Annotated in this window: 24 protein-coding genes; 19 read left to right on the top strand and 5 right to left on the bottom strand. The window is 73.9% G+C overall.

Annotated features, from left to right (window positions below; translation table 11 throughout):
* The first annotated feature begins 94 nt into the window (after window positions 1-94).
* The 7 genes from ACWIX3_RS02430 (at window position 95) to ACWIX3_RS02400 (ending at window position 4,724) form a co-directional block, all read left to right on the top strand.
* A complete protein-coding gene (locus ACWIX3_RS02430) occupies window positions 95-247 on the top strand; it encodes a hypothetical protein (protein WP_448610488.1) in 153 nt (50 codons plus the stop codon).
* Window positions 248-294: 47 nt separating this feature from the next.
* Complete coding sequence (locus ACWIX3_RS02425) at window positions 295-1,647, top strand: FAD-dependent oxidoreductase (protein WP_448610487.1); 1,353 nt, start codon at window positions 295-297, stop codon at window positions 1,645-1,647.
* Complete coding sequence (locus ACWIX3_RS02420) at window positions 1,644-2,240, top strand: pentapeptide repeat-containing protein (protein ID WP_448610486.1); 597 nt, start codon at window positions 1,644-1,646, stop codon at window positions 2,238-2,240. The genes ACWIX3_RS02425 and ACWIX3_RS02420 overlap by 4 nt, the downstream gene beginning before the upstream one ends.
* Window positions 2,241-2,318: 78 nt before the next feature.
* Window positions 2,319-3,353 (top strand): class II fructose-bisphosphate aldolase, encoded by a 1,035-nt coding sequence (fbaA, locus tag ACWIX3_RS02415; RefSeq protein WP_448610485.1) that lies wholly within the window; start codon window positions 2,319-2,321, stop codon window positions 3,351-3,353.
* Window positions 3,353-3,775, top strand: coding sequence for a DUF3151 domain-containing protein (locus tag ACWIX3_RS02410; RefSeq protein WP_448610484.1), 423 nt, complete (start codon window positions 3,353-3,355; stop codon window positions 3,773-3,775). Before fbaA ends, ACWIX3_RS02410 begins: the two co-directional genes overlap by 1 nt.
* Before the next feature lie 114 nt (window positions 3,776-3,889).
* Entirely contained in the window at window positions 3,890-4,474 is a 585-nt protein-coding gene (locus tag ACWIX3_RS02405; protein WP_448610483.1) for a hypothetical protein, read from the top strand.
* A gap of 106 nt (window positions 4,475-4,580) precedes the next feature.
* The gene (locus tag ACWIX3_RS02400) at window positions 4,581-4,724 is read left to right on the top strand and encodes a GPGG-motif small membrane protein (RefSeq protein ID WP_012950741.1); all 144 of its coding nucleotides are present in this window, start codon (window positions 4,581-4,583) and stop codon (window positions 4,722-4,724) included.
* A 145-nt stretch (window positions 4,725-4,869) separates the two neighbouring features.
* Here the strand turns inward: ACWIX3_RS02400 and ACWIX3_RS02395 are convergent, their stop codons facing one another.
* The gene (locus ACWIX3_RS02395; RefSeq protein ID WP_448610482.1) at window positions 4,870-5,487 is read right to left on the bottom strand and encodes a hypothetical protein; all 618 of its coding nucleotides are present in this window, start codon (window positions 5,485-5,487) and stop codon (window positions 4,870-4,872) included.
* 66 nt (window positions 5,488-5,553) lie between these two features.
* Here ACWIX3_RS02395 and ACWIX3_RS02390 point away from each other — a divergent pair, with 66 nt between their 5' ends.
* Entirely contained in the window at window positions 5,554-6,843 is a 1,290-nt protein-coding gene (locus tag ACWIX3_RS02390) for an adenylosuccinate synthase (RefSeq protein ID WP_448610481.1), read from the top strand.
* 48 nt (window positions 6,844-6,891) lie between these two features.
* On the opposite strand, the gene ACWIX3_RS02385 is transcribed toward ACWIX3_RS02390, so the two are convergent.
* Complete coding sequence (locus ACWIX3_RS02385; RefSeq protein WP_448610480.1) at window positions 6,892-7,962, bottom strand: glycerophosphodiester phosphodiesterase family protein; 1,071 nt, start codon at window positions 7,960-7,962, stop codon at window positions 6,892-6,894.
* A gap of 104 nt (window positions 7,963-8,066) precedes the next feature.
* Here ACWIX3_RS02385 and rsgA point away from each other — a divergent pair, with 104 nt between their 5' ends.
* Both rsgA and purD read left to right on the top strand, forming a co-directional pair.
* Window positions 8,067-9,104, top strand: coding sequence for a ribosome small subunit-dependent GTPase A (gene rsgA / locus ACWIX3_RS02380; RefSeq protein WP_448610479.1), 1,038 nt, complete (start codon window positions 8,067-8,069; stop codon window positions 9,102-9,104).
* 149 nt (window positions 9,105-9,253) lie between these two features.
* Complete coding sequence (gene purD / locus ACWIX3_RS02375) at window positions 9,254-10,546, top strand: phosphoribosylamine--glycine ligase (protein ID WP_448610478.1); 1,293 nt, start codon at window positions 9,254-9,256, stop codon at window positions 10,544-10,546.
* On the opposite strand, the gene ACWIX3_RS02370 is transcribed toward purD, so the two are convergent.
* A complete protein-coding gene (locus ACWIX3_RS02370; protein ID WP_448610477.1) occupies window positions 10,533-11,921 on the bottom strand; it encodes an AI-2E family transporter in 1,389 nt (462 codons plus the stop codon). The genes purD and ACWIX3_RS02370 overlap by 14 nt on opposite strands.
* A 98-nt stretch (window positions 11,922-12,019) precedes the next feature.
* Between ACWIX3_RS02370 and purB the strand changes: the two genes are divergently transcribed.
* The 7 genes from purB (at window position 12,020) to ACWIX3_RS02335 (ending at window position 18,772) form a co-directional block, all read left to right on the top strand.
* The gene (gene purB, locus ACWIX3_RS02365; protein ID WP_448610476.1) at window positions 12,020-13,327 is read left to right on the top strand and encodes an adenylosuccinate lyase; all 1,308 of its coding nucleotides are present in this window, start codon (window positions 12,020-12,022) and stop codon (window positions 13,325-13,327) included.
* On the top strand, window positions 13,324-14,205 hold the full coding sequence (locus ACWIX3_RS02360) for a phosphoribosylaminoimidazolesuccinocarboxamide synthase (RefSeq protein WP_448610475.1): 882 nt from the start codon (window positions 13,324-13,326) through the stop codon (window positions 14,203-14,205). The genes purB and ACWIX3_RS02360 overlap by 4 nt, the downstream gene beginning before the upstream one ends.
* A gap of 7 nt (window positions 14,206-14,212) precedes the next feature.
* The gene (locus tag ACWIX3_RS02355) at window positions 14,213-14,971 is read left to right on the top strand and encodes an alpha/beta fold hydrolase (RefSeq protein ID WP_448610474.1); all 759 of its coding nucleotides are present in this window, start codon (window positions 14,213-14,215) and stop codon (window positions 14,969-14,971) included.
* 81 nt (window positions 14,972-15,052) lie between these two features.
* Entirely contained in the window at window positions 15,053-15,292 is a 240-nt protein-coding gene (purS, locus tag ACWIX3_RS02350) for a phosphoribosylformylglycinamidine synthase subunit PurS (RefSeq protein WP_448610473.1), read from the top strand.
* 14 nt (window positions 15,293-15,306) lie between these two features.
* Complete coding sequence (purQ, locus tag ACWIX3_RS02345; protein ID WP_448610472.1) at window positions 15,307-15,978, top strand: phosphoribosylformylglycinamidine synthase subunit PurQ; 672 nt, start codon at window positions 15,307-15,309, stop codon at window positions 15,976-15,978.
* Window positions 15,975-18,341 carry a phosphoribosylformylglycinamidine synthase subunit PurL gene (purL, locus tag ACWIX3_RS02340; protein WP_448610471.1) on the top strand — a complete coding sequence of 789 codons (2,367 nt, stop codon included), beginning with the start codon at window positions 15,975-15,977 and terminating at the stop codon, window positions 18,339-18,341. The genes purQ and purL overlap by 4 nt, the downstream gene beginning before the upstream one ends.
* The gene (locus ACWIX3_RS02335; RefSeq protein WP_448610470.1) at window positions 18,341-18,772 is read left to right on the top strand and encodes a sterol carrier family protein; all 432 of its coding nucleotides are present in this window, start codon (window positions 18,341-18,343) and stop codon (window positions 18,770-18,772) included. The genes purL and ACWIX3_RS02335 overlap by 1 nt, the downstream gene beginning before the upstream one ends.
* 104 nt (window positions 18,773-18,876) lie before the next feature.
* Here the strand turns inward: ACWIX3_RS02335 and ACWIX3_RS02330 are convergent, their stop codons facing one another.
* Window positions 18,877-19,020, bottom strand: a complete 144-nt coding sequence (locus ACWIX3_RS02330) for an MFS transporter small subunit (protein WP_012950725.1) — start codon at window positions 19,018-19,020, stop codon at window positions 18,877-18,879.
* Entirely contained in the window at window positions 19,017-20,432 is a 1,416-nt protein-coding gene (locus ACWIX3_RS02325) for an OFA family MFS transporter (protein WP_448610469.1), read from the bottom strand. The genes ACWIX3_RS02330 and ACWIX3_RS02325 overlap by 4 nt, the downstream gene beginning before the upstream one ends.
* A gap of 221 nt (window positions 20,433-20,653) precedes the next feature.
* Between ACWIX3_RS02325 and ACWIX3_RS02320 the strand changes: the two genes are divergently transcribed.
* Window positions 20,654-21,742, top strand: coding sequence for an S-(hydroxymethyl)mycothiol dehydrogenase (locus ACWIX3_RS02320; protein ID WP_448610468.1), 1,089 nt, complete (start codon window positions 20,654-20,656; stop codon window positions 21,740-21,742).
* A complete protein-coding gene (locus ACWIX3_RS02315) occupies window positions 21,739-22,347 on the top strand; it encodes an MBL fold metallo-hydrolase (RefSeq protein ID WP_448610467.1) in 609 nt (202 codons plus the stop codon). The genes ACWIX3_RS02320 and ACWIX3_RS02315 overlap by 4 nt, the downstream gene beginning before the upstream one ends.
* The last annotated feature ends 94 nt before the right edge of the window (window positions 22,348-22,441 follow it).

Here is a 22,441-nt window from a genome sequence, read left to right as displayed (position 1 = left end):
GGTCGTCGTCGGTCCTGGCTCACGCCCGGTGGTGAGCCAGGACCCGCTTCGGTCGACCGACCTGATCGTCGGGGGCCCGTCGTACCGTGACGCCGTGATCACCGTGACGACGGCGTGGGGCGAGCCGGCCGACGCCCTGGGATCCGGGGGCGTCCTGACCGACCCCACTCGACCCGTCGGGCTGCCCGATCCCGGTGAGGTGCTGCGGCGGGGACACGCTGACCCCATGAGCGCGGAGACGCCATGAACGCAGAGACCCCATGAGCGCGGAGACCCCATGAGCGCAGAGACCCCATGAGCGCGGACCGCCTGCTCGTCGTCGGAGGAGATGCCGCGGGCATGTCCGCCGCTGCAGCGGCCCGGCGGCTGCGGCCGGTGGAGGACCTCGCCGTCACCGTCCTCGAGCAGGGCCCGGAGGTCTCGTTCTCCGCCTGCGGCATCCCCTACTGGGTGGGCGACCTCGTCGAGGACCGCGACCGGCTGATCGCCCGCACGCCGCAGGAGTTCGCCAGCCGCGACATCGAGGTCCGCACCGGCACCCGCGCCGAGGAGCTCGACCTCGACGCCGGCACGGTGCGCACCAGCGGCGGCGAGACGCTCGGCTTCGACCGGCTGGTGCTCGCCACCGGTGGCCGGCCGCTGCGCCCGGACGTCCCCGGCCTGGACGCGCCCGGCGTCCACGGGGTGCACCGGCTGGCCGACGGCGCCGACATCCGCGCCGCGGTGGCGGCCGGTGCCCGCCGGGCGGTCGTGCTGGGCGGGGGCTACATCGGCCTGGAGATGGCCGAGGTGCTGCAGGCCCGCGGGCTCGAGGTCACCGTCGTCCTCGCCGACCACCTGCCCATGACCCTGCTCGACCCCGACATGGGGGAGCGGATCTGCAAGGCGATGGGCGACATGGGCCTCGACGTCCAGCCCGACCAGCCGGTGCGGGCGATCGAGACCGGTGCGGACGGCGCGGCACGGGCGGTCACCACCGACGTCGGCAGCTACCCCTGCGACCTCGTCGTCCTCGGGCTGGGCATGGGCCCGGAGGTCGACCTGGCCCGCGCCGCCGGCCTGCGGCTGGGCGAGACCGGGGCCGTCGAGGTCGACCGCACCCAGCGCAGCCGCTCGCACGACGCGGTCTACGCCGCCGGTGACTGCAGCCAGACCTTCCACCGGCTGACCGGTGAGGCGGTGCACGTCGCGCTGGGCACGCACGCCAACAAGCAGGGCCGGGTGGCCGGCTCGGTGATCGGGGGGCAGGCCGCCCGCTTCGCCGGTGTCCTGGGCACGGCGCTGACCAAGGTGGGGGACCTGGAGATCGGGCGCACCGGCCTGTGCAGCGGGCAGGCCGAGGCCGCCGGCTACGACGTCCGCACCGAGACCGTCGAGGGGACGACGCGGGCCGGCTACTACCCGGGTGCCGAGCCGATCACGGTGAAGCTGGTCAGCGACAGCGGCTCCGGCCAGCTGCTCGGCGCGCAGGTCGTCGGCGGGCCGGGGGCGGGCAAGCGGATCGACGTCCTCGCGACGGCGATCTGGGCAGGGCTGACCGCCGAGGAGTTCGCCGGCTCGGACCTCTCCTACGCGCCGCCGTTCTCGCCGGTGTACGACCCCGTGGTGGTCGCCGCGCGGGTCGCCAGCCGGCTGGAGCAGGGGTGAGCGGCGCCGACGTCCGCGACGAGGACTGGTACGGCGACGACCTCTCCGGTCAGGAGCACACCGGGGTCACCTTCAGCCGCGTCGACCTGTCCGAGACCACGGACGACGGCGCCGTCTTCACCGACTGCGTGTTCCGGGACTGCCGGTTCACCCTCAGCCGGCACACCGACGCCGCGTTCGTCAACTGCACTTTCACCGGCTGCTCGTTCGCCCAGGCCGTCTTCACCGACTGCAAGCTGGTCGGCAGCACCTTCGACCGCTGCACGTTCGACCTGGCCACCGTCGAGGGCGGCGACTGGTCCTTCGTCGTCCTCCGGCGCGCGGACCTGTCACGGGCGACGTTCACCGGTGCGCGGATGCGCGAGGCCGACCTCACGGAGGTGCGGGCGGTCGGGGCGACCCTGCTGCACCTGGACCTCTCCGCCGCGCAGCTGTCCGGCGCCGACCTCTCCGGCGCCGACCTGCGCGGCAGCGACCTGACCGCGCTGGACCCGCGGGAGGTCGAGCTGGCCGGCGCCCAGGTCGACGGTGGGCAGGCCGTGGTGCTCGTGACCGCCCTGGGCCTGCGGGTCGGACCGGAGGCAGCCCGGTAGCGGGGTGTCGCACCCCTCGGGCCGGGCGCGATACTGGCCGCCGGACCAGCGCCGCCACCGACGCAAGGAGTGCCCCGCATGCCCATCGCGACCCCCGAGGTCTACGCCGACATGATCAACCGGGCCAAGGAAGGCGGCTTCGCCTACCCGGCGATCAACTGCACCTCGTCGGAGACGATCAACGCCGCGCTGCGCGGCTTCGCCGACGCCGGCAGCGACGGGATCATCCAGTTCTCCACCGGTGGCGCCGAGTTCAGCTCGGGCACGCGGGTGAAGGACATGGTCACCGGTGCCGTGGCGCTGGCCGAGTTCGCGCACGTCGTCGCCGAGAAGTACCCGGTCAACGTCGCGCTGCACACCGACCACTGCCCCAAGGACAAGCTGGACGCCTACGTGCGCCCGCTGATCGCGCTGTCGAAGGACCGGGTCGACGCCGGCCAGGCGCCGCTGTTCCAGTCGCACATGTGGGACGGCTCGGCCATCGAGCTCACCGAGAACCTCGACATCGCCGAGGAGCTGATGGAGAAGGCCGCGGCGGCCAAGATCGTCCTCGAGCTGGAGATCGGCATCGTCGGCGGCGAGGAGGACGGCGTCGTCGCCGAGATCAACGAGAAGCTCTACACCGCCGACGGCGACTTCCTGCGCACCGCGCAGCAGCTCGGTCTCGGCGAGCGCGGGGTCTACCTGCTCGCCGCGACGTTCGGCAACGTGCACGGCGTCTACAAGCCCGGGAACGTGAAGCTGCGGCCCGACGTGCTCGAGCGCGGGCAGGCGATCGTCGCCAAGGAGTTCAACCTGGGGGACGGCGCCAAGCCGTTCAACCTGGTCTTCCACGGCGGCTCCGGCTCGGCGCAGGAGGAGATCCGCGAGGCCATCTCCTACGGCGTCGTGAAGATGAACGTCGACACCGACACCCAGTACGCCTTCACCCGGCCGATCGTCGGGCACATGTTCACCAACTACGACGGCGTGCTCAAGGTCGACGGCGAGGTCGGCAACAAGAAGACCTACGACCCGCGCACCTACATGAAGCTCGCCGAGACGAACATGGCCGCGCGCGTCGTGGAGGCGTGCGAGGACCTGCTGTCGGCCGGCCAGTCGCCGAGCGCCTGATGGGGCACCCACACCACAACCTCCTCGGCGAGCCACCGGCCACCCTGCTGCCCGGCAACCCGGAGGCCGACGGTGAGCTCGCGGCCGGGAACCCGCCGGCCGAGGTCGCCGCGCACCACCCGACGGTGAGCGCGGCGTGGGCGGCGCTGGCCGAGGAGGCGATCGAACGGCCCGAGCGGGGGCTCACCGACACGATCAAGGCCTACGCCTACGCCCGCACCGGCTACCACCGCGGCCTCGACGCGCTGCGCCGCAACGGCTGGAAGGGCCATGGCCCGGTGCCGTGGTCGCACGAGCCCAACCGCGGCTTCCTGCGCTGCGTGACGGTGCTGGCCCGCGCCGCGGAGGCGATCGGCGAGACCGACGAGCAGGAGCGCTGCACCCAGCTGCTGCGCGACTGCGATCCCTCCCTCGCGCCGTAGGGACCCGTTGCCGGCGTTTCCCGCGGATTGCCGGCGCTGTGGCGCCCGCGATCCGCGGGGAACGCCCGCACTGCGCTGCCACGCGGTGTCGGCACCGACCCGCAGACTGCTCCCGTGGACCACTCACCGGCCGTCGTGACCGCGCGCCTGCGTCCGCTGCTGCTGGCCGTGCACGAGGCCCTGTCGGCCGGTGTCGCGGTCAGCGCGGCGATCCACGCGCAGCACGGCTGGAACCCGACCGCCGACCGGCACCTCGACCACCAGCTGGTCCGCCGCGAGGCGATGGAGCGGCTGCGACCCTGGGGTGCCGGGCCGGACGAGCTGTCCGACCCGCTGCAGGCCCGCCAGCTGGACCTCGACAGCGGTACCGACAACCTGGGCCTGCCGATGAGCGGGCTGATCCTGCGCACCCCCACGGACGTGCTGCGCGTCTGGCGCTCCGACGACGGCGAGCTGCCCGCCGCGGCCACCGACGGCCTGCGCGCCTTCTACCGCCAGGACCCGAGCCGCCAGCTGCAGCTCGGCCTCGACCCCGGAGTGCAGCGAGCCGCCCCGGGCCACCTGGCGCTGCTGTGGGCCGACTCCGGCGCCGTGATCACCCGCTTCGACCTGGTCCGGCCGTGCGGGCACGTGGGCCGGCGCGTGCAGGTGGACTGGCACGTGGACCTGCGCGAGCGCCTGGGACGACCCGCAGCCTGACGTCACACTCGGTGAGGGGACGACGGAGAACAGGTAGGAAGTGCGGGAGATCGTTTACTCTCCGTACCCAGCGTCCGGTCCGGACGCCCGTTCCCGGAGGTGCCGTATGGCAACACTTCTCTGGATCCTCGCCGTCGTCCTCGTCGTCGCAGGCATCGTGGCGATCGTCCGCAGGCAGCTGCTGTGGGGAATCGTGCTGATCGTCGTGGGCCTGCTCGTCGGACCGGGCGGGGTCAGCGTCTTCACCTGAGAGAGGACCTCCCTCCCCCCACCACTCGCAGGCTCGCGCGCCAGGCGCCGTCCAGAGGCTCGCCGCGGCCCCGTCCCGGGTCCCGCCCTGAGCGTGCGAGGGGTGGGGGGACGGGGTCCCCGTACCTGCGGGGAGGCTTCGCTGCTCAGGGGTGCAGGCGCCAGCGCACCCGGTCGTCGGCGTACCAGGTCCAGCGGTCGACCGGCCGCGGGTACGGGACGCCGTCCCGGGTCACCCGGGCCGGGTCGCTGGCGATCTGCACCGCCCGCCCGCTGGTGCGCCGGCCGGGCCGCAGGGGCAGCGTCATGACGGTCACGTCGAGGGTGTCCACGGCCCGCCAGTCGAGCCGGACGTCGATGCGGGTGATCTGCCCGTCGGCGATCTTGACCGCGTCGTGGTGCGCCTGCGCGCCCAGCCGCCGTGCCAGCGGACGGCGCCGGTCGTCCGCGGCCGCCTCCAACCGGCCGTGGTGCAGCAGCACGCCGCCGTGGTCGTCACGCACCAGGCCGAGCTCCCGCTCGCCGCCCGTGCCGATGCCGAGGGCGCGGGCCAGGGCGGTCGAGTCGCGGTCGGCGGCGGGCTCCCAGGAGACGGGGACGCGAGCCGTGCGCCCGGCCTTCCACAGTGCGGTGAGCACCGCCGCGAGCGCCGGCACCGGCCCCCTCACCAGCAGCGCGTCGGCCTCGGCTGCCGGTGCGACCCGCTCGCGGGCCGGCGCGGAACCCGGCGCCAGACCGCGCAGGTCGAACTCGACGAGGGGCATGCCGATACCCTGCCACCTGCCAGCCGGTCGACCGCCGGTGACGAGTCCGAGGGGGACGACAGCGAGATGCCGGCAGTCGTGCTGATCGGCGCCCAGTGGGGCGACGAGGGCAAGGGCAAGGCCACCGACCTGCTCGGGGGGCGCGTGCCGTACGTCGTCCGCTACCAGGGTGGCAACAACGCCGGGCACACGGTGATCACGCCCGACGGGGAGCGGTACGCGCTGCACCTGATCCCGTCGGGGATCCTCACGCCCGGGTGCACGCCGGTCATCGGCAACGGCGTCGTCATCGACCCCGAGGTGCTCATCGGCGAGCTCGCCGGGCTCGAGGAGCGCGGCGTCGACACCTCGCGGCTGGTCATCTCGGCCGACGCGCACCTGATCATGCCGCACCACCGGGCCCTGGACCGGGTCACCGAGCGCTTCCTCGGCAAGCGCCGGATCGGCACCACCGGCCGCGGCATCGGCCCGGCCTACGGCGACAAGGTCGCCCGCACTGGCATCCGGGTGCAGGACCTGCTCGACCTGTCGATCCTCCGGCAGAAGCTCGAGGGGACGCTGCAGGAGAAGAACCAGGTCCTCGTCAAGGTCTACAACCGCAAGGCCATCGACGTCGACGAGGTCGTCGAGGAGTACGCCGGTTACGCCGAGCAGCTGCGGCACCGCATCGCCGACACCCGGCTGCTGCTGGCCAACGCACTCGACGCCGGCGAGTGGGTGCTGCTGGAGGGTTCACAGGGCACCCTGCTCGACGTCGACCACGGCACGTACCCGTTCGTCACGTCGTCGTCCCCGACCGCCGGTGGTGCGGCGGCGGGCTCGGGCATCGGCCCGACGCGGATCGACCGGGTCGTCGGCATCCTCAAGGCCTACACGACCCGCGTGGGCTCCGGGCCGTTCCCGACCGAGCTGCACGACCAGTGGGGCGAGTACCTGCGCAAGCAGGGCGGCGAGGTCGGCGTGACCACCGGCCGCGACCGCCGCTGCGGCTGGTTCGACGCCGTCGTCGCCCGCTACGCCAGCCGGGTCAACGGCATCACCGACTACTTCCTCACCAAGCTCGACGTCCTCTCCGGGCTGGAGACGGTGCCGATCTGCGTGGCCTACGAGGTGGACGGCGTCCGGCACGACGAGATGCCGATGACGCAGACCGACTTCCACCACGCCACGCCGGTCTACGAGGAGATGCCGGGCTGGTTCGAGGACATCCGGAAGTGCCGCACCTTCGACGAGCTGCCGGCCAACGCGCAGGCCTACGTCCGGCGCCTGGAGGAGCTCTCCGGCGCGCGGGTCAGCGTCATCGGCGTCGGCCCCGGCCGCGACGAGAACGTCGTCCTGCACGACCTGATCGGCTGAGCCCGTCGCGGCGCGGGAGCCGGAGGGCCCGCGCCGCGACCCAGCGGCTCAGGGCAGGCCGAGGACGGCTCCCGGCCGCGGTGCGGTGCGGGAGGGGCGCGAGGTGTAGAGCTCCGCGCGGGCCCTGGCGGCCACGTCGGGGGCGTCGGTGATCAGCCCGTCGACGCCGAGGGCCAACAGCAGCCGGGCCTCGGTCTGCATGTCGCCGGTCCCGCTCACGGCCTCGCCGCGGCGCAGGTGCTGCGGCAGGAACGCGTTCTCCGGGCGCAGCGTCCACGGGACGACGGCCAGGCCGGCGCGGTGGGCCTGGCCGATGAGGTCCGAGACGCCGGTCATCGCCTGGTCCGTGTCGCGCAGCAGGATCCGGTGCCGGCTCGGGGCGATGCCCTGCGCGTAGGTGCTGACCTCACGCAGGCCCGCGGGGGTGACCAGGTGGTCGTCCTCGCCGGCGTCGTCCACCAGCTGCAGCATCGTCGGCCCGCGGTCCCCGAGGTCGGCCCGGAGCTGCCGCAGCGCGGCGGCGTCGAAGGACTGCACGACGACGGTCCCGTCGGGGCCCGCGGCGCCGAGGCGGCGCAGCTCGGCGGCGACGAGCTCGTTCATCGGCACGCCCGCCTCGTGGTCGAACCAGCTGGGCTTCTTCAGCTCGGCCAGCACGCGGACCTGCCGGGAGGCGGTCGAGCGACGGCGGGCGATCGCCACGACCTCGGCGAGCGTGAGGATCCCGGCCTGCCCGTCGTAGGTGGTGTTCAGCGGCCGCAGCGCCGGCATCCGCTCGACGGCGCGCAGCGTGCGCAGCTCGGCGAGGGTGAAGTCCTCGGCGAACCAGCCGGTGCGCTCACGGCCGTCGACCACACGGGTGGCGCGCCGGTCGGCGAACTCGGGGTGGTCGGCGACGTCGGTGGAGTGGGAGAGCTCGTTCTCGTGCCGGACGACGAGCGCGCCGTCCCGGCTGACCACGATGTCGGGCTCGATCAGGTCGGCGCCCAGGTCGATGGCCAGCTCGAAACTGGCCGCGGTGTGCTCCGGGCGGTACGCGGGGGCCCCGCGATGACCGACGATGACGGGACGGGCAGGGCGGGTCGCCGGAACCGTTGCCGGCGACGCGGTCGCGCGCATGCCTCTTACAACACCCGAGCGGGGTGTCCATGACGCGAACGCGCGCCGACTGGCGGCCCACAATTCGGAGGACACCGCGCTGACCTGGGCGGGACCATGCCGACGTGACACATCTCTCATTCCTGGGCTGGACGCCGGGGCGCGAGGCCGAGCTCCCCCCGGGCGCCCGTCCCGGCCGGGTCGCCCGGGTCGACCGCGGCCGGCTGACCGTGCTCACCGAGGAAGGTGAGCTGCGTGCCCACCCCGCGCCGGCGTTGCTGGCCGACACCGGCCCGGCGGTCGGCGACTGGGTCGCGCTGCGCGGTGAGCTCGCCGTCGCGGTGCTGCCCCGGCGGACGGCGTTCACCCGCGTCGTCGCCGGGCGGACCTCGGCCGAGCAGGTGGTCGCGGCCAACCTCGACCTGGTGCTCGTCGTCGACGCGCTGACCACCGCGCCGCGGCTGCGCCGGGTGGAGCGCTACCTGGCCGTCGCGTGGGGCAGCGGGGCGACGCCGGTCGTCGTCCTCACCAAGGCCGACCTGTGCGACGACGTCCCCGCCGCAGTGCTGGCCGTCGCGGACGACACCGTGGGCGTCGACGTCGTGGCCGTCAGCTCGGTGACGGGGGAGGGGCTCCCCGCCGTCCGGGCGCTGCTCGGGCCCGGGCGGACGGCGGCGATGGTGGGCCCGTCCGGCGTCGGCAAGTCCAGCCTGGCCAACGCGCTGGCCGGGACGGAGGTGGCGACCACCCGCGGGGTCCGCGAGGCCGACGGCCGCGGCCGGCACACCACGACCGCGCGCGAGCTGCACCTGCTGCCCGGCGGCGGCCTGCTCGTCGACACCCCCGGGATGCGCGAGCTCGGGCTGGTCGACGACGCCGGGATCGACACCACCTACGCCGACGTCACCGAGCTCGCCGCCGCGTGCCGGTTCCGCGACTGCGCCCACCGCACCGAGCCCGGCTGCGCCGTGGCCGCCGCGATCGAGGACGGCCGGCTGGACCCGGCCCGCTACACCGCCTGGCGCAAGCTGCAGGCCGAGGCGCACCGCCAGGCGCTGCGCTCCGACGCCCGGGCCCGTGCCGCCGAGCACGCCCGCGTCCGGGCCCTGCACCGCGCGTACCGATCGCAGCCGAACCGTGGGAGGACCACCTCTCCCCCTTGAAGGACCCCCTCTCCCCCTTGAAGGACCCCCCTGCCCCCCACCACTCGCAGGCTCGCGGCGGGCCCCTGCAGGGGGCCGACCGGGGCTCGGCGCGGGACCCTGAAGGGCGGCCGTTCCAGCGGGTCGCGCGCTCGGTAGCGTCGCCGTCCGTGCGCGTGCTCGTGATCGGCTCCGGTGCCCGGGAGCACGCCCTGTGCGTCGCTCTGTCCTCCGATCCCGCGGTGACCGCGCTGGCCTGCGCGCCGGGCAACGCCGGCACCCGGGCGATCGCCGAGCCGGGAGTGGGCGGGGAGTCGCTGGCCGTCGCCGACCCGGTCGCGGTCGCCGCGCTGGCCACCGGGTGGGGTGCCGACCTCGTCGTCATCGGGCCGGAGGTGCCGCTGGTCGCCGGCGCGGCCGACGCCGTCCGCGACGCCGGCATCGCCTGCTTCGGCCCGTCGGAGCAGGCCGCGCAGATCGAGGGCAGCAAGTCCTTCGCCAAGCACGTGATGGCCGCCGCCGGCGTCCCGACCGCCCGGTCCTGGCCCGTCGGCGGGCCGGCCGAGCTGGAGACCGCGCTGGACGAGGCCCTGCAGGTCGCGGGTGGGGCGCCGTACGTGGTGAAGGACGACGGGCTGGCCGCCGGCAAGGGCGTCGTCGTCACTCCCGACCGGGATGCCGCCGTCGCGCACGGGCACCGCGTGCTCGAGGCCGGCGGCGCGGTGCTGGTCGAGGAGTACCTCGACGGGCCCGAGGTCTCGCTGTTCGCCGTCACCGACGGGACGACGGTGCTGCCGCTGCTGCCCGCCCAGGACGCCAAGCGCCGCGACGACGGCGACGCCGGGCCCAACACCGGCGGGATGGGCGCGTACGCGCCGCTGCCCTGGGCGCCGCCGGGCCTGGTCGACGAGGTGCTGGCCACCGTGCTGCAGCCGACGGTCGACGAGATGCGCCGCCGGGGCGAACCCTTCTCCGGACTGCTCTACGCCGGGCTGGCGCTGACCTCCCGCGGCGTGCGGGTGGTCGAGTTCAACGCCCGCTTCGGCGACCCGGAGACCCAGGTGGTGCTGCCGCTGCTGCAGACCCCGCTGGCCGGACTGCTGCACGCCGCGGCCACGGGCACGCTGGCCGACCACCCGCCGCTGCGCTGGCGCGACGGTGCCGCGGTGACCGTCGTCGTCGCGGCACCGGGCTACCCCGAGCGACCGCGCACCGGCGACCCGGTCACCGGCGCCGACGCGGAGGGCGTGCTGCACGCGGGCACCACCGTGGACGCCGAGGGGACCGTCCGCTCCGCCGGCGGTCGGGTGCTCGCCGTGACCGCCGTGGGCGAGGACCTCGCGGCGGCCCGGCAGCGGGCCTACGAGCGGGTCGCCGGCGTGCGGCTCGCCGACGCGCACTGGCGCACCGACATCGCGCTGGCGGCGGTCGAGGGCCGCATCACCCTCCCTACCCGGCGGTGACCGCCGGCCGGGCGCGCTCCCGGCTCGGCTCGGGCGGGCGCGGGCCGTCGTGCCGGCGCGAGAGGTAGCTGCCGGCCACGTTGGCGCAGGCCACGACCGGCACCGCGATCAGCGCGCCGAAGATGCCCGCGACCAGCAGCCCGGCGGCGATGGCGAGCACCACGGCGAGCGGGTGCACGTGCACGGCCTTGCCCAGCAGCAGCGGCTGCAGGACGTGTCCCTCCAGCTGCATGACCGCGACCACGATGGCCAGCGCGATGAGCGCCTTGATCGGGCCGACGGCGACCAGCGCGACCAGCACGGCCACCGACCCGGCCAGGAACGACCCGATGATCGGGATGAAGGCACCCAGGAACACCAGCGCGGCCAGCGGGATGACCAGCGGGACGCCCAGGATGGCCAGCCCGGTGCCGATGCCGACCGCGTCGACCAGGGCGACGGCGACCGTGGCCCGCACGTAGGAGATCAGCGTGCGCCACGAGCGGCGGGCGGCCTCGTCGACGTAGGCACGGGCGTCACGGGGGAACAGGCCGACCAGCCAGAGCCAGATGGACCGGCCGTCCTTGAGGAAGAAGAACAGCGTGAACAGCGCCAGCACGATGCCGGTGAAGACCTCGCCGACGGTGCCGACCGTGTCGAGGGCTCCGGATGCGAGCTCCTCCTGGTTGCCGGCGACGAAGTCCTGGAAGGCGGTGAGGGCCTCGTCGATCTGCCGCTGGCTGACCGGGAAGGTGTCGACGACGAAGTCGCGGATCTGGGTGAGCCCCTGGTTCACCTGGTCGGCGAGGTCGGTGAACCCGGCGGTGACCTGCTGGACGACGAGCGTGATGATCCCGGCGACCACGGTCAGCCCGACCAGCAGCATGGTGAGGGCGGCCAGCGACCGCGGCCAGCCGTGCCGGATCAGCGCGGTGGCACCCGGCTGCAGCAGCGCGGCCAGCAGCAGCGCCACCATCACCGGGATGACGACCACGGCCACGTAGGCGGCCGCGTAGAGCAGCACGTACAGACCGGCCAGGACGACGATGAGCCGCCACGACCAGGCGGCGGCCACCCGCAGCCCGCGGGGCACCTCGTCCTCGGGCGCCCCCGGTCTCCGGGTCTGGCGTCCGCGGCGCTGCTGCCCTCCGGCCGGCGGACCGCTGACGCCGCCGGGCCCGAGGGGGCCGTCGAGGTCCGGCGCGCCCGGCTCGGGGCTGCCGAGGGGCGGCGGGCCCGCCTCGGCGTCGTCCGCGGAGTCGTAGAGGTCCTCGTCGTCCTCGTGCTCGTCGTCGTGCGGGTGCGGGCGGTGCGGCCAGGCGTGCGGGTCGTGCTCGCGGGCGGCGCGGATCCGCTCGCGGGCCCGCGCCAGCAGGTGGGTGCCCCGTCGCAGCATCGGGATCCTCCGGGAAGCTCGAGGGGCCGTCGCTGACAGCATCGACCCTGCGGGAGACTGGGGCACGTGGTGCGACGAACCGATGGGCGGGCGGACACGTGATCGAGCGGTACACCTTGCCCGACATGGGCCGGGTCTGGAGCGACCAGCACAAGTACGAGCTGTGGTGCCGGGTCGAGACCCTCGTCCTCGAGGCGCACGCCGCGGCCGGGCGGGTGCCGGCCGACGTCGTCGAGCCGGTGCGCAGTGCGCCGCCGCCGACGCCGGAGCGGGTCGCCGAGATCGAGGAGACGACGCAGCACGACGTCATCGCCTTCCTCACCGCCTGGGCCGACAACACCGAGCCGCGGTCGGCGGCCGCCTTCGTCCACCACGGCATGACGTCGTCCGATCTGCTCGACACCGCGCTCGCCGTCCAGCTGACCGAGGCCACCGACCTGCTGCTGTCCCGGCTCGACCGGCTGGTGGCGGTGCTGCGCGACCATGCGCTGGCCCACCGCGACACGATCAAGGTCGGCCGCACCCACGGCGTGCACGCCGAGCCCGACGTCTGGGGCCACCGGGTCGCCGACATCGCGTTCGCCGCGGCCCGGTCGCGGGACCGGCTGCGGGCCGCTCGGGAGCGGGTCGGCGTGGTCGCCATCTCCGGCGCCGTCGGCACGTACTCGCTGATCGACCCGTCGGTCGAGGTCACCGTCGCCGAGGCGCTGGGCCTGCGGCCCGCCGACGCCTCCACCCAGGTGGTGCTGCGCGACTCGATCAGCGAGTGGGTCGCCTGCCTGGCGATCGTCGCGACCGTCTGCGAGACGGTGGCGCTGGAGGTGCGGCACGGCCAGCGCACCGAGGTGCGCGAGCTGTCGGAGGCGTTCGGCTCGGGCCAGAAGGGCTCCAGCGCGATGCCGCACAAGAAGAACCCGATCCGCTCCGAGCGCATCGCCGGCCTGGCGCGCGTCGTGCGCGCCGCCGTCGTCCCGGTGATGGAGGGCATCCCGCTCTGGCACGAGCGCGACATCTCGCACTCCTCCACCGAGCGGGTGTTCCTGCCCGACGCCGCGATCACCACCGACTACCTGCTGCACCTGACCACCGGGCTGGTCGAGAACCTCGTGGTGGACGCCGACCGGATGCGGGCCAACCTGGAGTCCACCGGCGGGCTGATCTACACCTCCTCGGTGCTGCTCGAGCTGGTCGAGGGCGGGGCCTCGCGGGAGGACGCCTACGCGCTGGTGCAGTCCGCGGCGATGGAGACCTGGAAGGACGGGACGCCGTTCCGCGAGACGCTGCGGGTCCGCGCGAAGGACGCCGGGGTCGAGCTCGACGAGGCGCGGCTCGACGAGATCTGCCGGCCGGAGCGGTACGTGGCCAACCTGGGCCCGCTGTTCGACCGGCTGGCTGCGCTGTCGTGACCGCGCTCGACCTGCCGCTGGTCGCGCGCGGGAAGGTCCGGGAGATCTACGACGCCGGCTTCGACCGGTTGCTCCTGGTCGCCTCCGACCGGATCTCCGCCTACGACCACGTGCTGCCCACACCCATCCCCGACAAGGGGCGGGTGCTCACCCAGCTGTCGGTGTGGTGGTTCGACCGGCTCGCGCCGGTGTTGTCGGAGTTCGGCGCGACGCACCACCTGCTCTCGGCGTCCGACGTCCCGGGCCCGGTCGCCGGGCGGGCGATGCTGGTCCGCCGGCTGGAGATGCTGCCGGTCGAGTGCGTGGCCCGCGGCTACCTCTCCGGGTCGGGCACCGTCGAGTACCAGCGCACCGGGTCCATCCGCGACGTCCCGCTGCCCGCGGGCCTGGTCGAGGGCTCGCGGCTGCCCGAGCCGGTGTTCACGCCGTCCACCAAGGCCGAGCAGGGGGAGCACGACGAGGCCATCGACTTCGCCGCCGTCGTCGCCGCGGTCGGGTCCGAGCGGGCCGAGGAGCTGCGCGAGCTGACGCTGGCGCTGTACCGGCGGGGTGCGGGGATCGCGCTCGACGCCGGGATCGTGCTGGCCGACACCAAGTTCGAGTTCGGGCTCGCCCCGGACTCCGCGGACGGGGGGCAGGGCCTGGTGCTCGGTGACGAGGTGCTCACGCCGGACTCCTCGCGGTTCTGGCCGGCGACGCTGTGGTCGCCCGGCGACGTGCAGCCCTCGTTCGACAAGCAGTACGTCCGCGACTGGCTCACCTCGTCCGGGTGGGACCGCGTCTCCCCGCCGCCGGAGCTGCCCGCCGACGTGGTCGAGGCCACCCGGGAGCGCTACGTGACCGCCTACGAGCGCCTGACCGGTACGGCGTTCCGCTGACGTGGCAGTGACGCGCCCGGGCACCGCGTACCGCTCCGGCGGCTCGGGCGACCACCTGCTCCTGCTGCTGCACGGGCTGGGTGCCACCGGCGCGGTGTGGGACCGGCTGCTGCCGCTGGTCGAGGCGTCGTGGCGAGGACGCTGGGCCGTTCCCGACCTGCGCGGGCACGGCCGGTCGCTCGCCGAACCGCCGTACGGCTACGCGGTGCACGCTGCGGACGTGGCGGTGCTCGCGGCCGAGTCGGGCGCGGCGCGGGTCACCGTGCTCGGGCACTCGTTCGGCGGCGTGGTGGGCGCGGTGCTCGGCGGCGGCTGGTACGGCGTGGAGGTCGCGCGGGTCGTGGCGCTCGGTGTCAAGATCGACTGGACGGACGACGAGGTGCGCCGCGCCCGGTCGCTGGCGGCCCGCCCGCCGCAGGTGTTCGCGACCGCCGCCGAGGCCGCCGACCGGCACCTGCGGCTGGCCGGGCTCACCGGGCTCGTGGCCCCGGGCGACGCGGTGGCGCTCGCCGGCGTCCGCGAGGTGGACGACGGCTGGGCGCCGGCCCTCGACCCGCGGGCGTTCGGCGCCGTCGGCCCGCCGGTCGAGGAGGTGCTGCGCCGCTCGGTCGCTCCGCTGCGGCTGGCGGCGGGGGCGTCGGACCGGATGGTGGGTCTCGACGCGATGCGCCGGGTGGACCCGGCCGCGGTGCTCGTCGAGGGCGCCGGCCACAACGCGCACTGGGAGGCCCCCGAGGCGGTGTGGTCCCTGCTGGCCGGTCCCTGATCTCGCGGGCAGCGCAGGAGCGAGACCAGCGTCACCCGCGCTCCGGTCAGTGGTCCGTGCCACCCCGGTACCCTCGTCGGCGTGCCTCGGGTGGTCGTCGACGTCGTGCTGAAGCCGGAGATCTCCGACCCGCAGGGTCAGGCGGTGCTGGGAGCGCTGGGCCGGCTCGGTCACGACGGCGTCCGCAGCGTCCGCCAGGGCAAGCACTTCGTCCTCGAGGTCGACGGCACGCCCGATCGGGCCGAGCTGGAGCAGATCGCCGAGACGCTGCTGGCCAACCCGGTCATCGAGGACGTCGAGCTCCACCTCCCGACCGACTGAGGAGAACCCCCTCCGTGCGCATCGGTGTCATCACCTTCCCGGGCTCCCTGGACGACGTCGACGCCGCACGCGCGGTGCGTCTGGCCGGTGCCGAGCCCGTCGCGCTCTGGCACGCGTCGCACGATCTGGAGGACGTCGACGCCGTCGTCCTGCCGGGCGGCTTCTCCTACGGCGACTACCTGCGGGCGGGTGCGATCGCCGCGCGGGCGCCCCTCATGCAGGACGTCGTCGACCGCGCCCGCCAGGGCATGCCGGTGCTCGGCATCTGCAACGGCTTCCAGGTGCTCTGCGAGGCCGGCCTGCTGCCCGGCGCGCTCACCCGCAACGGCCACCTGCACTTCCGCAACCGCGACCAGGTGCTGCGCATCGAGCGCTCCGACACCGCCTGGACGCTCGACTACGAGGCCGGCCAGCGGATCGTCGTCCCCGTGAAGAACGGCGAGGGCCGCTACGTCGCCGCGCCGGCCGACCTCGACCGGATCGAGGGCGAGGGGCAGGTCGCCGTCCGCTACGTCGAGGGCAACCCCAACGGCTCGATGCGCGACATCGCCGGGGTGACCAGCGCGGACGGTCGCGTCGTCGGCCTCATGCCGCACCCCGAGCACGCCGTCGAGGACCTCACCGGGCCCTCCACCGACGGGCTCGGGTTCTTCACCTCCGTGCTGAAGGCGATGGTGTCCGCGTGACCCAGGGACTCAGCGACCTCGACACCGGGCCCGGCCCGCTGCAGCACCAGCTCGACACCGTCGAGCTCGCCGCCCGGACGCCGGACCTCGAGCAGCCCTACAGCGAGCTGGGCCTGAAGTCCGACGAGTACGCCCGCATCACGGCGATCCTCGGCCGCCGGCCCACCACCGCCGAGCTGGCCATGTACTCGGTCATGTGGAGCGAGCACTGCTCCTACAAGAGCTCGAAGGTGCACCTGCGCCGATTCGGCGACCTGCCGCGCAGCGAGGCGCTGCTGGTGGGCATCGGTGAGAACGCCGGCGTGGTCGACGTCGGCGACGGCTACGCGGTCACCTTCAAGGTCGAGTCGCACAACCACCCCAGCTACGTCGAGCCCTACCAGGGCGCGGCCACCGGGGTCGGCGGCATCGTGCGCGACATCCTCACCATGGGCGCCCGCCCGGTCGCCGTCATGGATTCGCTGCGCTTCGGCCGCGCCGACGCCCCGGACACCGCCCGCGTGCTGCCCGGGGTGGTCGCCGGTGTCGGCGGCTACGGCAACTGCCTGGGCCTGCCCAACATCGGCGGCGAGCTCCTCTTCGACGACTGCTACGCCGGCAACCCGCTGGTCAACGCGCTGTGCGTCGGCGTGATGAGGCACGAGGACGTCCGCCTCGCCAAGGCCGAGGGCGTCGGCAACAAGGTCATCCTGTTCGGCGCACGCACCGGCGGCGACGGCATCGGCGGGGTCTCGGTGCTCGCGTCGGAGACCTTCGACGCAGAAGGCCCGGCCAAGCGGCCCAGCGTGCAGGTGGGCGACCCGTTCACCGAGAAGCTGCTCATCGAGGCCTGCCTGGAGATCTTCCGCGCGGACCTCGTCACCGGCATCCAGGACCTCGGCGGCGCCGGGCTGTCCTGCGCGACCTCGGAGCTCGCCAGCGCCGGCACCGGTGGCATGCACATCGACCTCGACACCGTCCCGCTGCGCGACAGCACCCTGACGCCCGCCGAGATCCTGATGAGCGAGTCGCAGGAGCGCATGTGCGCCATCGTCGAGCCGGACGAGGTCGAGGCGTTCCTCGCCGTCTGCCGCAAGTGGGACGTGCTGGCCACCGTCATCGGTGAGGTGACCGACGGCGACCGGCTGACCGTCGACTGGCACGGCGAGCGCATCGTCGACGTCCCGCCGCGGACCGTCGCCCACGAGGGCCCGGTCTACGACCGGCCGATGCAGCGCCCGGCCGACCTCGACGACCTGCAGGCCGACGACCCGGCGGCCCTGCCCCGCCCGGCGACGCCGGAGGAGCTGGCCGCGCACTGGCTGGCCGTCGTCGCCAGCCCCGACGGCGCGGACAAGACCTGGGTCACCGAGCAGTACGACCGCTACGTCCGCGGCAACACCGTGCTCGCCCAGCCCGACGACGCCGGCGTGGTGCGCATCGACGAGGACACCCACCGCGGGATCGCGCTCGCCCTGGACGGCAACGGCCGCTACGCCCGCCTCGACCCGTACACCGGCGCGCAGCTCAACCTCGCCGAGGCCTACCGCAACGTGGCGGTGAGCGGCGCTCGACCCCTGGCCGTCACCAACTGCCTGAACTTCGGCTCCCCGGAGGAGCCCGAGGTCATGTGGCAGTTCGCCGAGGCCGTCCGCGGCCTGGCCGACGCCTGCCGGGACCTGGGCCTGCCGGTCACCGGCGGCAACGTCAGCCTCTACAACCAGACCGGCGACGTCGCCATCAACCCGACGCCGGTCATCGGGGTCCTGGGCGTGCACGAGGACGTCCGGACCCGGGTGTCCACCGGCTGGCGGACGGCGGGGGAGAGCGTGCTGCTGCTCGGCGTCACCCGCCCCGAGTTCGGCGGCTCCGCGTGGGCCTCGGTGGTGCACGGCCACCTCGGCGGGCGCCCGCCGGCGGTGGACCTCGAGGCCGAGCGGTCCCTCGCCGAGCTGCTGGCCGCGCTCGGCCGCGGCGGCCTGGTCACCTCCGCGCACGACCTGGCCGACGGCGGCCTGGCGCAGGCGCTGGCGGAGTCGGCGCTGCGGTACGGCACCGGTGCCCGGCTGCGGCTGGGCGGGCAGGGCTTCGGTGGGGACGCCTTCACCGCGCTGTTCAGCGAGTCGACCGCGCGCGCCGTGGTCACCACGACCGATCCGGAGGGCGTGCGCGCCACCGCGGAGTGGGCCGGCATCGCGGTCACCGAGCTGGGGACGACGGGCGGCGACGTGCTCGCCGTCGACGGCGTCGCCGAGCTGCCGCTGGCCGAGCTGCGGGCCGCCTGGAGCGCGACGCTCCCGGCCCTGTTCGGCACGCCGGAGGCCACGGCGGTCACCGGTCAGGCAGCGGGCAGCGTCCCGGCGGGAACCGTCCCGACCAGCTGATGCCCGCTCCGGCACCCATATCGGCCGAGGAGCTCCGGGCCGCCCTCGCGCCGGTGCGGGCCTGGCTGGCAGGGGAGGACGAGCAGCCCCCGCGCGCGGTGCTCGGCGCCGCGGTGAAGACGACGGCCCGCTGGCTGGCCCAGCAGGTGCCCGGCCGCTCGGTCGAGCTGCGCGTACCCCCGCACGTCGCCGTCCAGCTGGTGCCCGGTCCCCGGCACACCCGTGGGACGCCGCCGAACGTCGTGGAGACCGACGCGGCCACGTGGCTGCGGCTGGCGACCGGAGAGCTCACCTGGGGGCAGGCGGTCGCCGACGGGAGGGTCAGCGCCAGCGGCAACCGCGCCGACCTCTCCGCGCACCTGCCGTTGTCCCCGCTCCACCACCGTCGTCCCACCGGACGACACCGCGGCCAGGAGCCGTCCCCCGGCTGAGCTGAGCCGCTGCCCGTGTCCCGGTCCTGGCTCGATTCCCCCTCGGAACGGCACAGCGCCCCCGCCCGGAGATCCGGACGGGGGCGCTGTGGGAGTGGTGCGGCTCAGCCGCCGAACAGCTGGCTGGCCGCCTTGACCGTGTTGTAGAGCCCGTAGGCCAGGGGGACGCCGACCAGGGTCCAGGCGAAGGCGATCAGTGCCGCCGGGGTGTGCGTGGGCTGCCGGTCGTCGGTGACGGGGTGGCTCATCGGACGGCGCTCCTCTCCGGGTTGGCGCGGGCGGTGGCGGGGGTGGTGGCCTGCGGCTCGTACCACTTGCTGGCGACGGGGCGGACCAGCAGGTTCGCGACGAAGCCGATGGCGAGCAGGCCGACCATGATGAACAGCGCCGGGCGGTAGTTCGCCGCGACGAGCTGGCCCGGGGTGCCCTGCGTGTCCAGGACGCCGTTGATGATCAGCGGCCCGGCGACACCGGCGGCCGACCAGGCGGTCAGCAGCCGGCCGTGGATGGCCCCCACCTGGTAGGTGCCGAACAGGTCGCGCAGGTAGGCCGGGATCGTCGCGAAGCCACCGCCGTAGAAGCTGATGATGATCGCGGCGGTCAGCACGAAGATCCAGGTCGCCGTGCTGCCGAGGGTGGCCAGGACGACGTACAGGACGATGCCGACGCCCAGGTACACCATGTAGATCGGCTTGCGGCCGATGAAGTCCGACGTCGAGGACCACACGAACCGGCCGCCCATGTTGAACAGCGACAGCAGACCGACGAAGCCGGCGGCCGTGGCGGCGGCGACCGTGGAGGTCTCACCGTTGCGGAAGAAGTCCTGGATCATCGGTGCGGCCTGCTCGAGGATGCCGATGCCCGCGGTGACGTTGCAGAAGAGCACCGTCCACAGCAGCCAGAACTGCGGGGTCTTGATGGCGTTGTTCGCCGAGACGCTCTCGGTGGTGACGAGGGCCTTCTTCTTCACCGACGCCGGGTCGAAGCCGGCGGGCCGCCAGTCGTCGGCCGGCACCCGCACGATGAAGGCGCCGAACATCATGAAGACGAGGTAGACCGCAGCCAGCGTGAAGAACAGCGCCGCGACGGCCTCACCGTTGGGCACGGTGCCCGCGGTGCCGTCGTAGGCCGGGTCGTAGTAGTTCATCAGCTGGCGCGACAGCGGCGAGGCGATCAGCGCACCGCCACCGAAGCCCATGATCGCCATGCCGGTGGCCAGGCCCGGGCGGTCCGGGAACCACTTGATCAGCGTCGAGACCGGCGAGATGTAGCCGATGCCCAGGCCGATGCCGCCCAGGACGCCGTAGCCCAGGTACAGCAGCCACAGCTGGCCGGTCTCGATGCCCACACCGCCGACGAGGAAGCCGAGGACCCAGAAGCAGGCCGAGGTGAACATCGCCGCCCGGGGACCGTTGCGGTCCACCCAGGTGCCGAACAGGGCGGCGGAGACGCCGAGCATGACGATCGCGATCGAGAAGATGATCCCGATCGCGGTCAGGCTCGTGTCGAAGTGCTCGACGAGCGCGGTCTTGTAGACGCTCGTCGCGTACGCCTGACCGATGCACAGGTGCACGGCGAGCGCTGCCGGCGGGATCAACCAGCGGTTGAAGCCGGGACGGGCCACGATGCGTTCTCGGGCCAGGAAACTCGGTACTGCCACGGGACGGACCTCCGGAGGACATCGGTCGGGGGATCCCCCGCCGGAAAGGGTCGGTGCCAGGCGTCACGGACCCGCGGGAACGCTACGTCGCCCCTGTACGTACCGCGAAACGGAGGAGCCGAGTCATCGCTGTTCGCAACCCGATCGTTGTCAACGGAACGACCGGATCGCGCACGGGGGACGCCGGACCGCGGCTGCGCCCGCCGGAATAGGCTCCCGCCATGGCCTACGAGGTGAAGGGCGTCGTCGCCCGCAGCAAGGGTGCCCCGGTGAGCGTGGAGACGGTCGTCGTCCCCGACCCCGGTCCGGGGGAGGCGGTGGTCGACATCCAGGCCTGCGGGGTCTGCCACACCGACCTGCACTACCGCGAGGGCGGGATCAACGACGAGTACCCCTTCCTGCTCGGCCACGAGGCCGCCGGGGTGGTCTCCGCGGTCGGTGAGGGCGTCACCAACGTGGCGGTCGGCGACTTCGTGATCCTCAACTGGCGGGCGGTGTGCGGGCAGTGCCGCGCCTGCGCCAAGGGCGAGCTGCAGTACTGCTTCGACACCCACAACGCGACGCAGAAGATGACGCTGAAGGACGGCACCGAGCTGTCCCCGGCGCTGGGCATCGGCGCGTTCGTGGAGAAGACGCTGGTCCACTCCGGCCAGTGCACCAAGGTGAACCCCGAGGCGCCCGCCACCGCCGCCGGGCTGCTGGGCTGCGGCGTCATGGCCGGCGTCGGCGCGGCGATCAACACCGGTGGCGTCAAGCGCGGGGAGAGCGTGGCGGTGTTCGGCTGCGGCGGCGTCGGGGACGCCGCGATCGCCGGGGCGAAGCTGGCCGGCGCGACGACGATCATCGCCGTCGACATCGACGACCGGAAGCTGGAGTGGGCCAGAAAGTTCGGCGCCACCCACACCGTGAACAGCAGGAACACCGACGCGGTGGAGGCCATCAAGGGCCACACCGGCGGGTTCGGTGTGGACGTGGCGATCGATGCAGTGGGCCACCCGGCGGTGTTCGAGCAGGCGTTCTACGCCCGTGACCTGGCCGGCCGGGTGGTGCTGGTGGGTGTGCCCACGCCGGACATGAAGATCGAGCTGCCGCTGATCGAGGTCTTCGGCCGCGGTGGTGCGACGAAGTCCTCCTGGTACGGCGACTGCCTGCCCAGCCGCGACTTCCCGATGCTGGTCGACCTGTACCTGCAGGGCCGCTTTCCGCTGGAGGACTTCGTCACCGAGACCATCGGCATCGACGACGTCGAGTCCGCCTTCGAGAAGATGCACCACGGCGACGTGCTGCGCTCGGTGGTGGTGTTCAAGTGACCGCGCGGGTCGACAAGACCGTGGTCTCCGGCGTGTTCAGCCTCGACGGGCAGGACTTCGACGTCGACAACAACGTCTGGCTGGTCGGCGACGACGACGAGGTGCTCGTCATCGACGCCCCGCACCACGCCGCCCCGATCCTGGACGCGATCGGCGGCCGCCGGGTGACCGCCATCGTGCTCACCCACGGGCACAACGACCACATCACCGCCGCCGTCGCGCTGCGCGAGGCCACCGGCGCACCGATCTGGTTCCACCCCGCCGACCGGATGCTGTGGGACGTCGTGCACCCCGACACGGCCCCGGACGAGGACCTCGTCGAGGGCACCCGGTTCACCGTCGCCGGGACCACGCTGACCGCGCTGCACACCCCCGGGCACTCGCCGGGCAGCACCTGCCTGCACGCCCCCGACCTGGCCACCGTCTTCACCGGGGACACGCTGTTCCACGGCGGGCCGGGAGCCACCGGGCGGTCCTACAGCGACAAGCCCACGATCCTCAACTCCATCCGGTCGCGGCTGCTGAGCCTGCACGGCGACACCGTCGTCAGGACCGGCCACGGCGACGACACCATGATCTCGGCCGAGATCGGACACATCCACTAGAGAAGGCCCCCCTCCTCCCACCCCTCGTAGAAGGACCCCGTCCTCCCCACCCTTCGCAGGCTCAGGGCGGGGCCCGGGACGGGGCCAGCGGTGC

Source organism: Geodermatophilus sp. URMC 60, from assembly GCF_053502585.1.
This window is presented reverse-complemented; position numbering and strand designations above follow the sequence as displayed.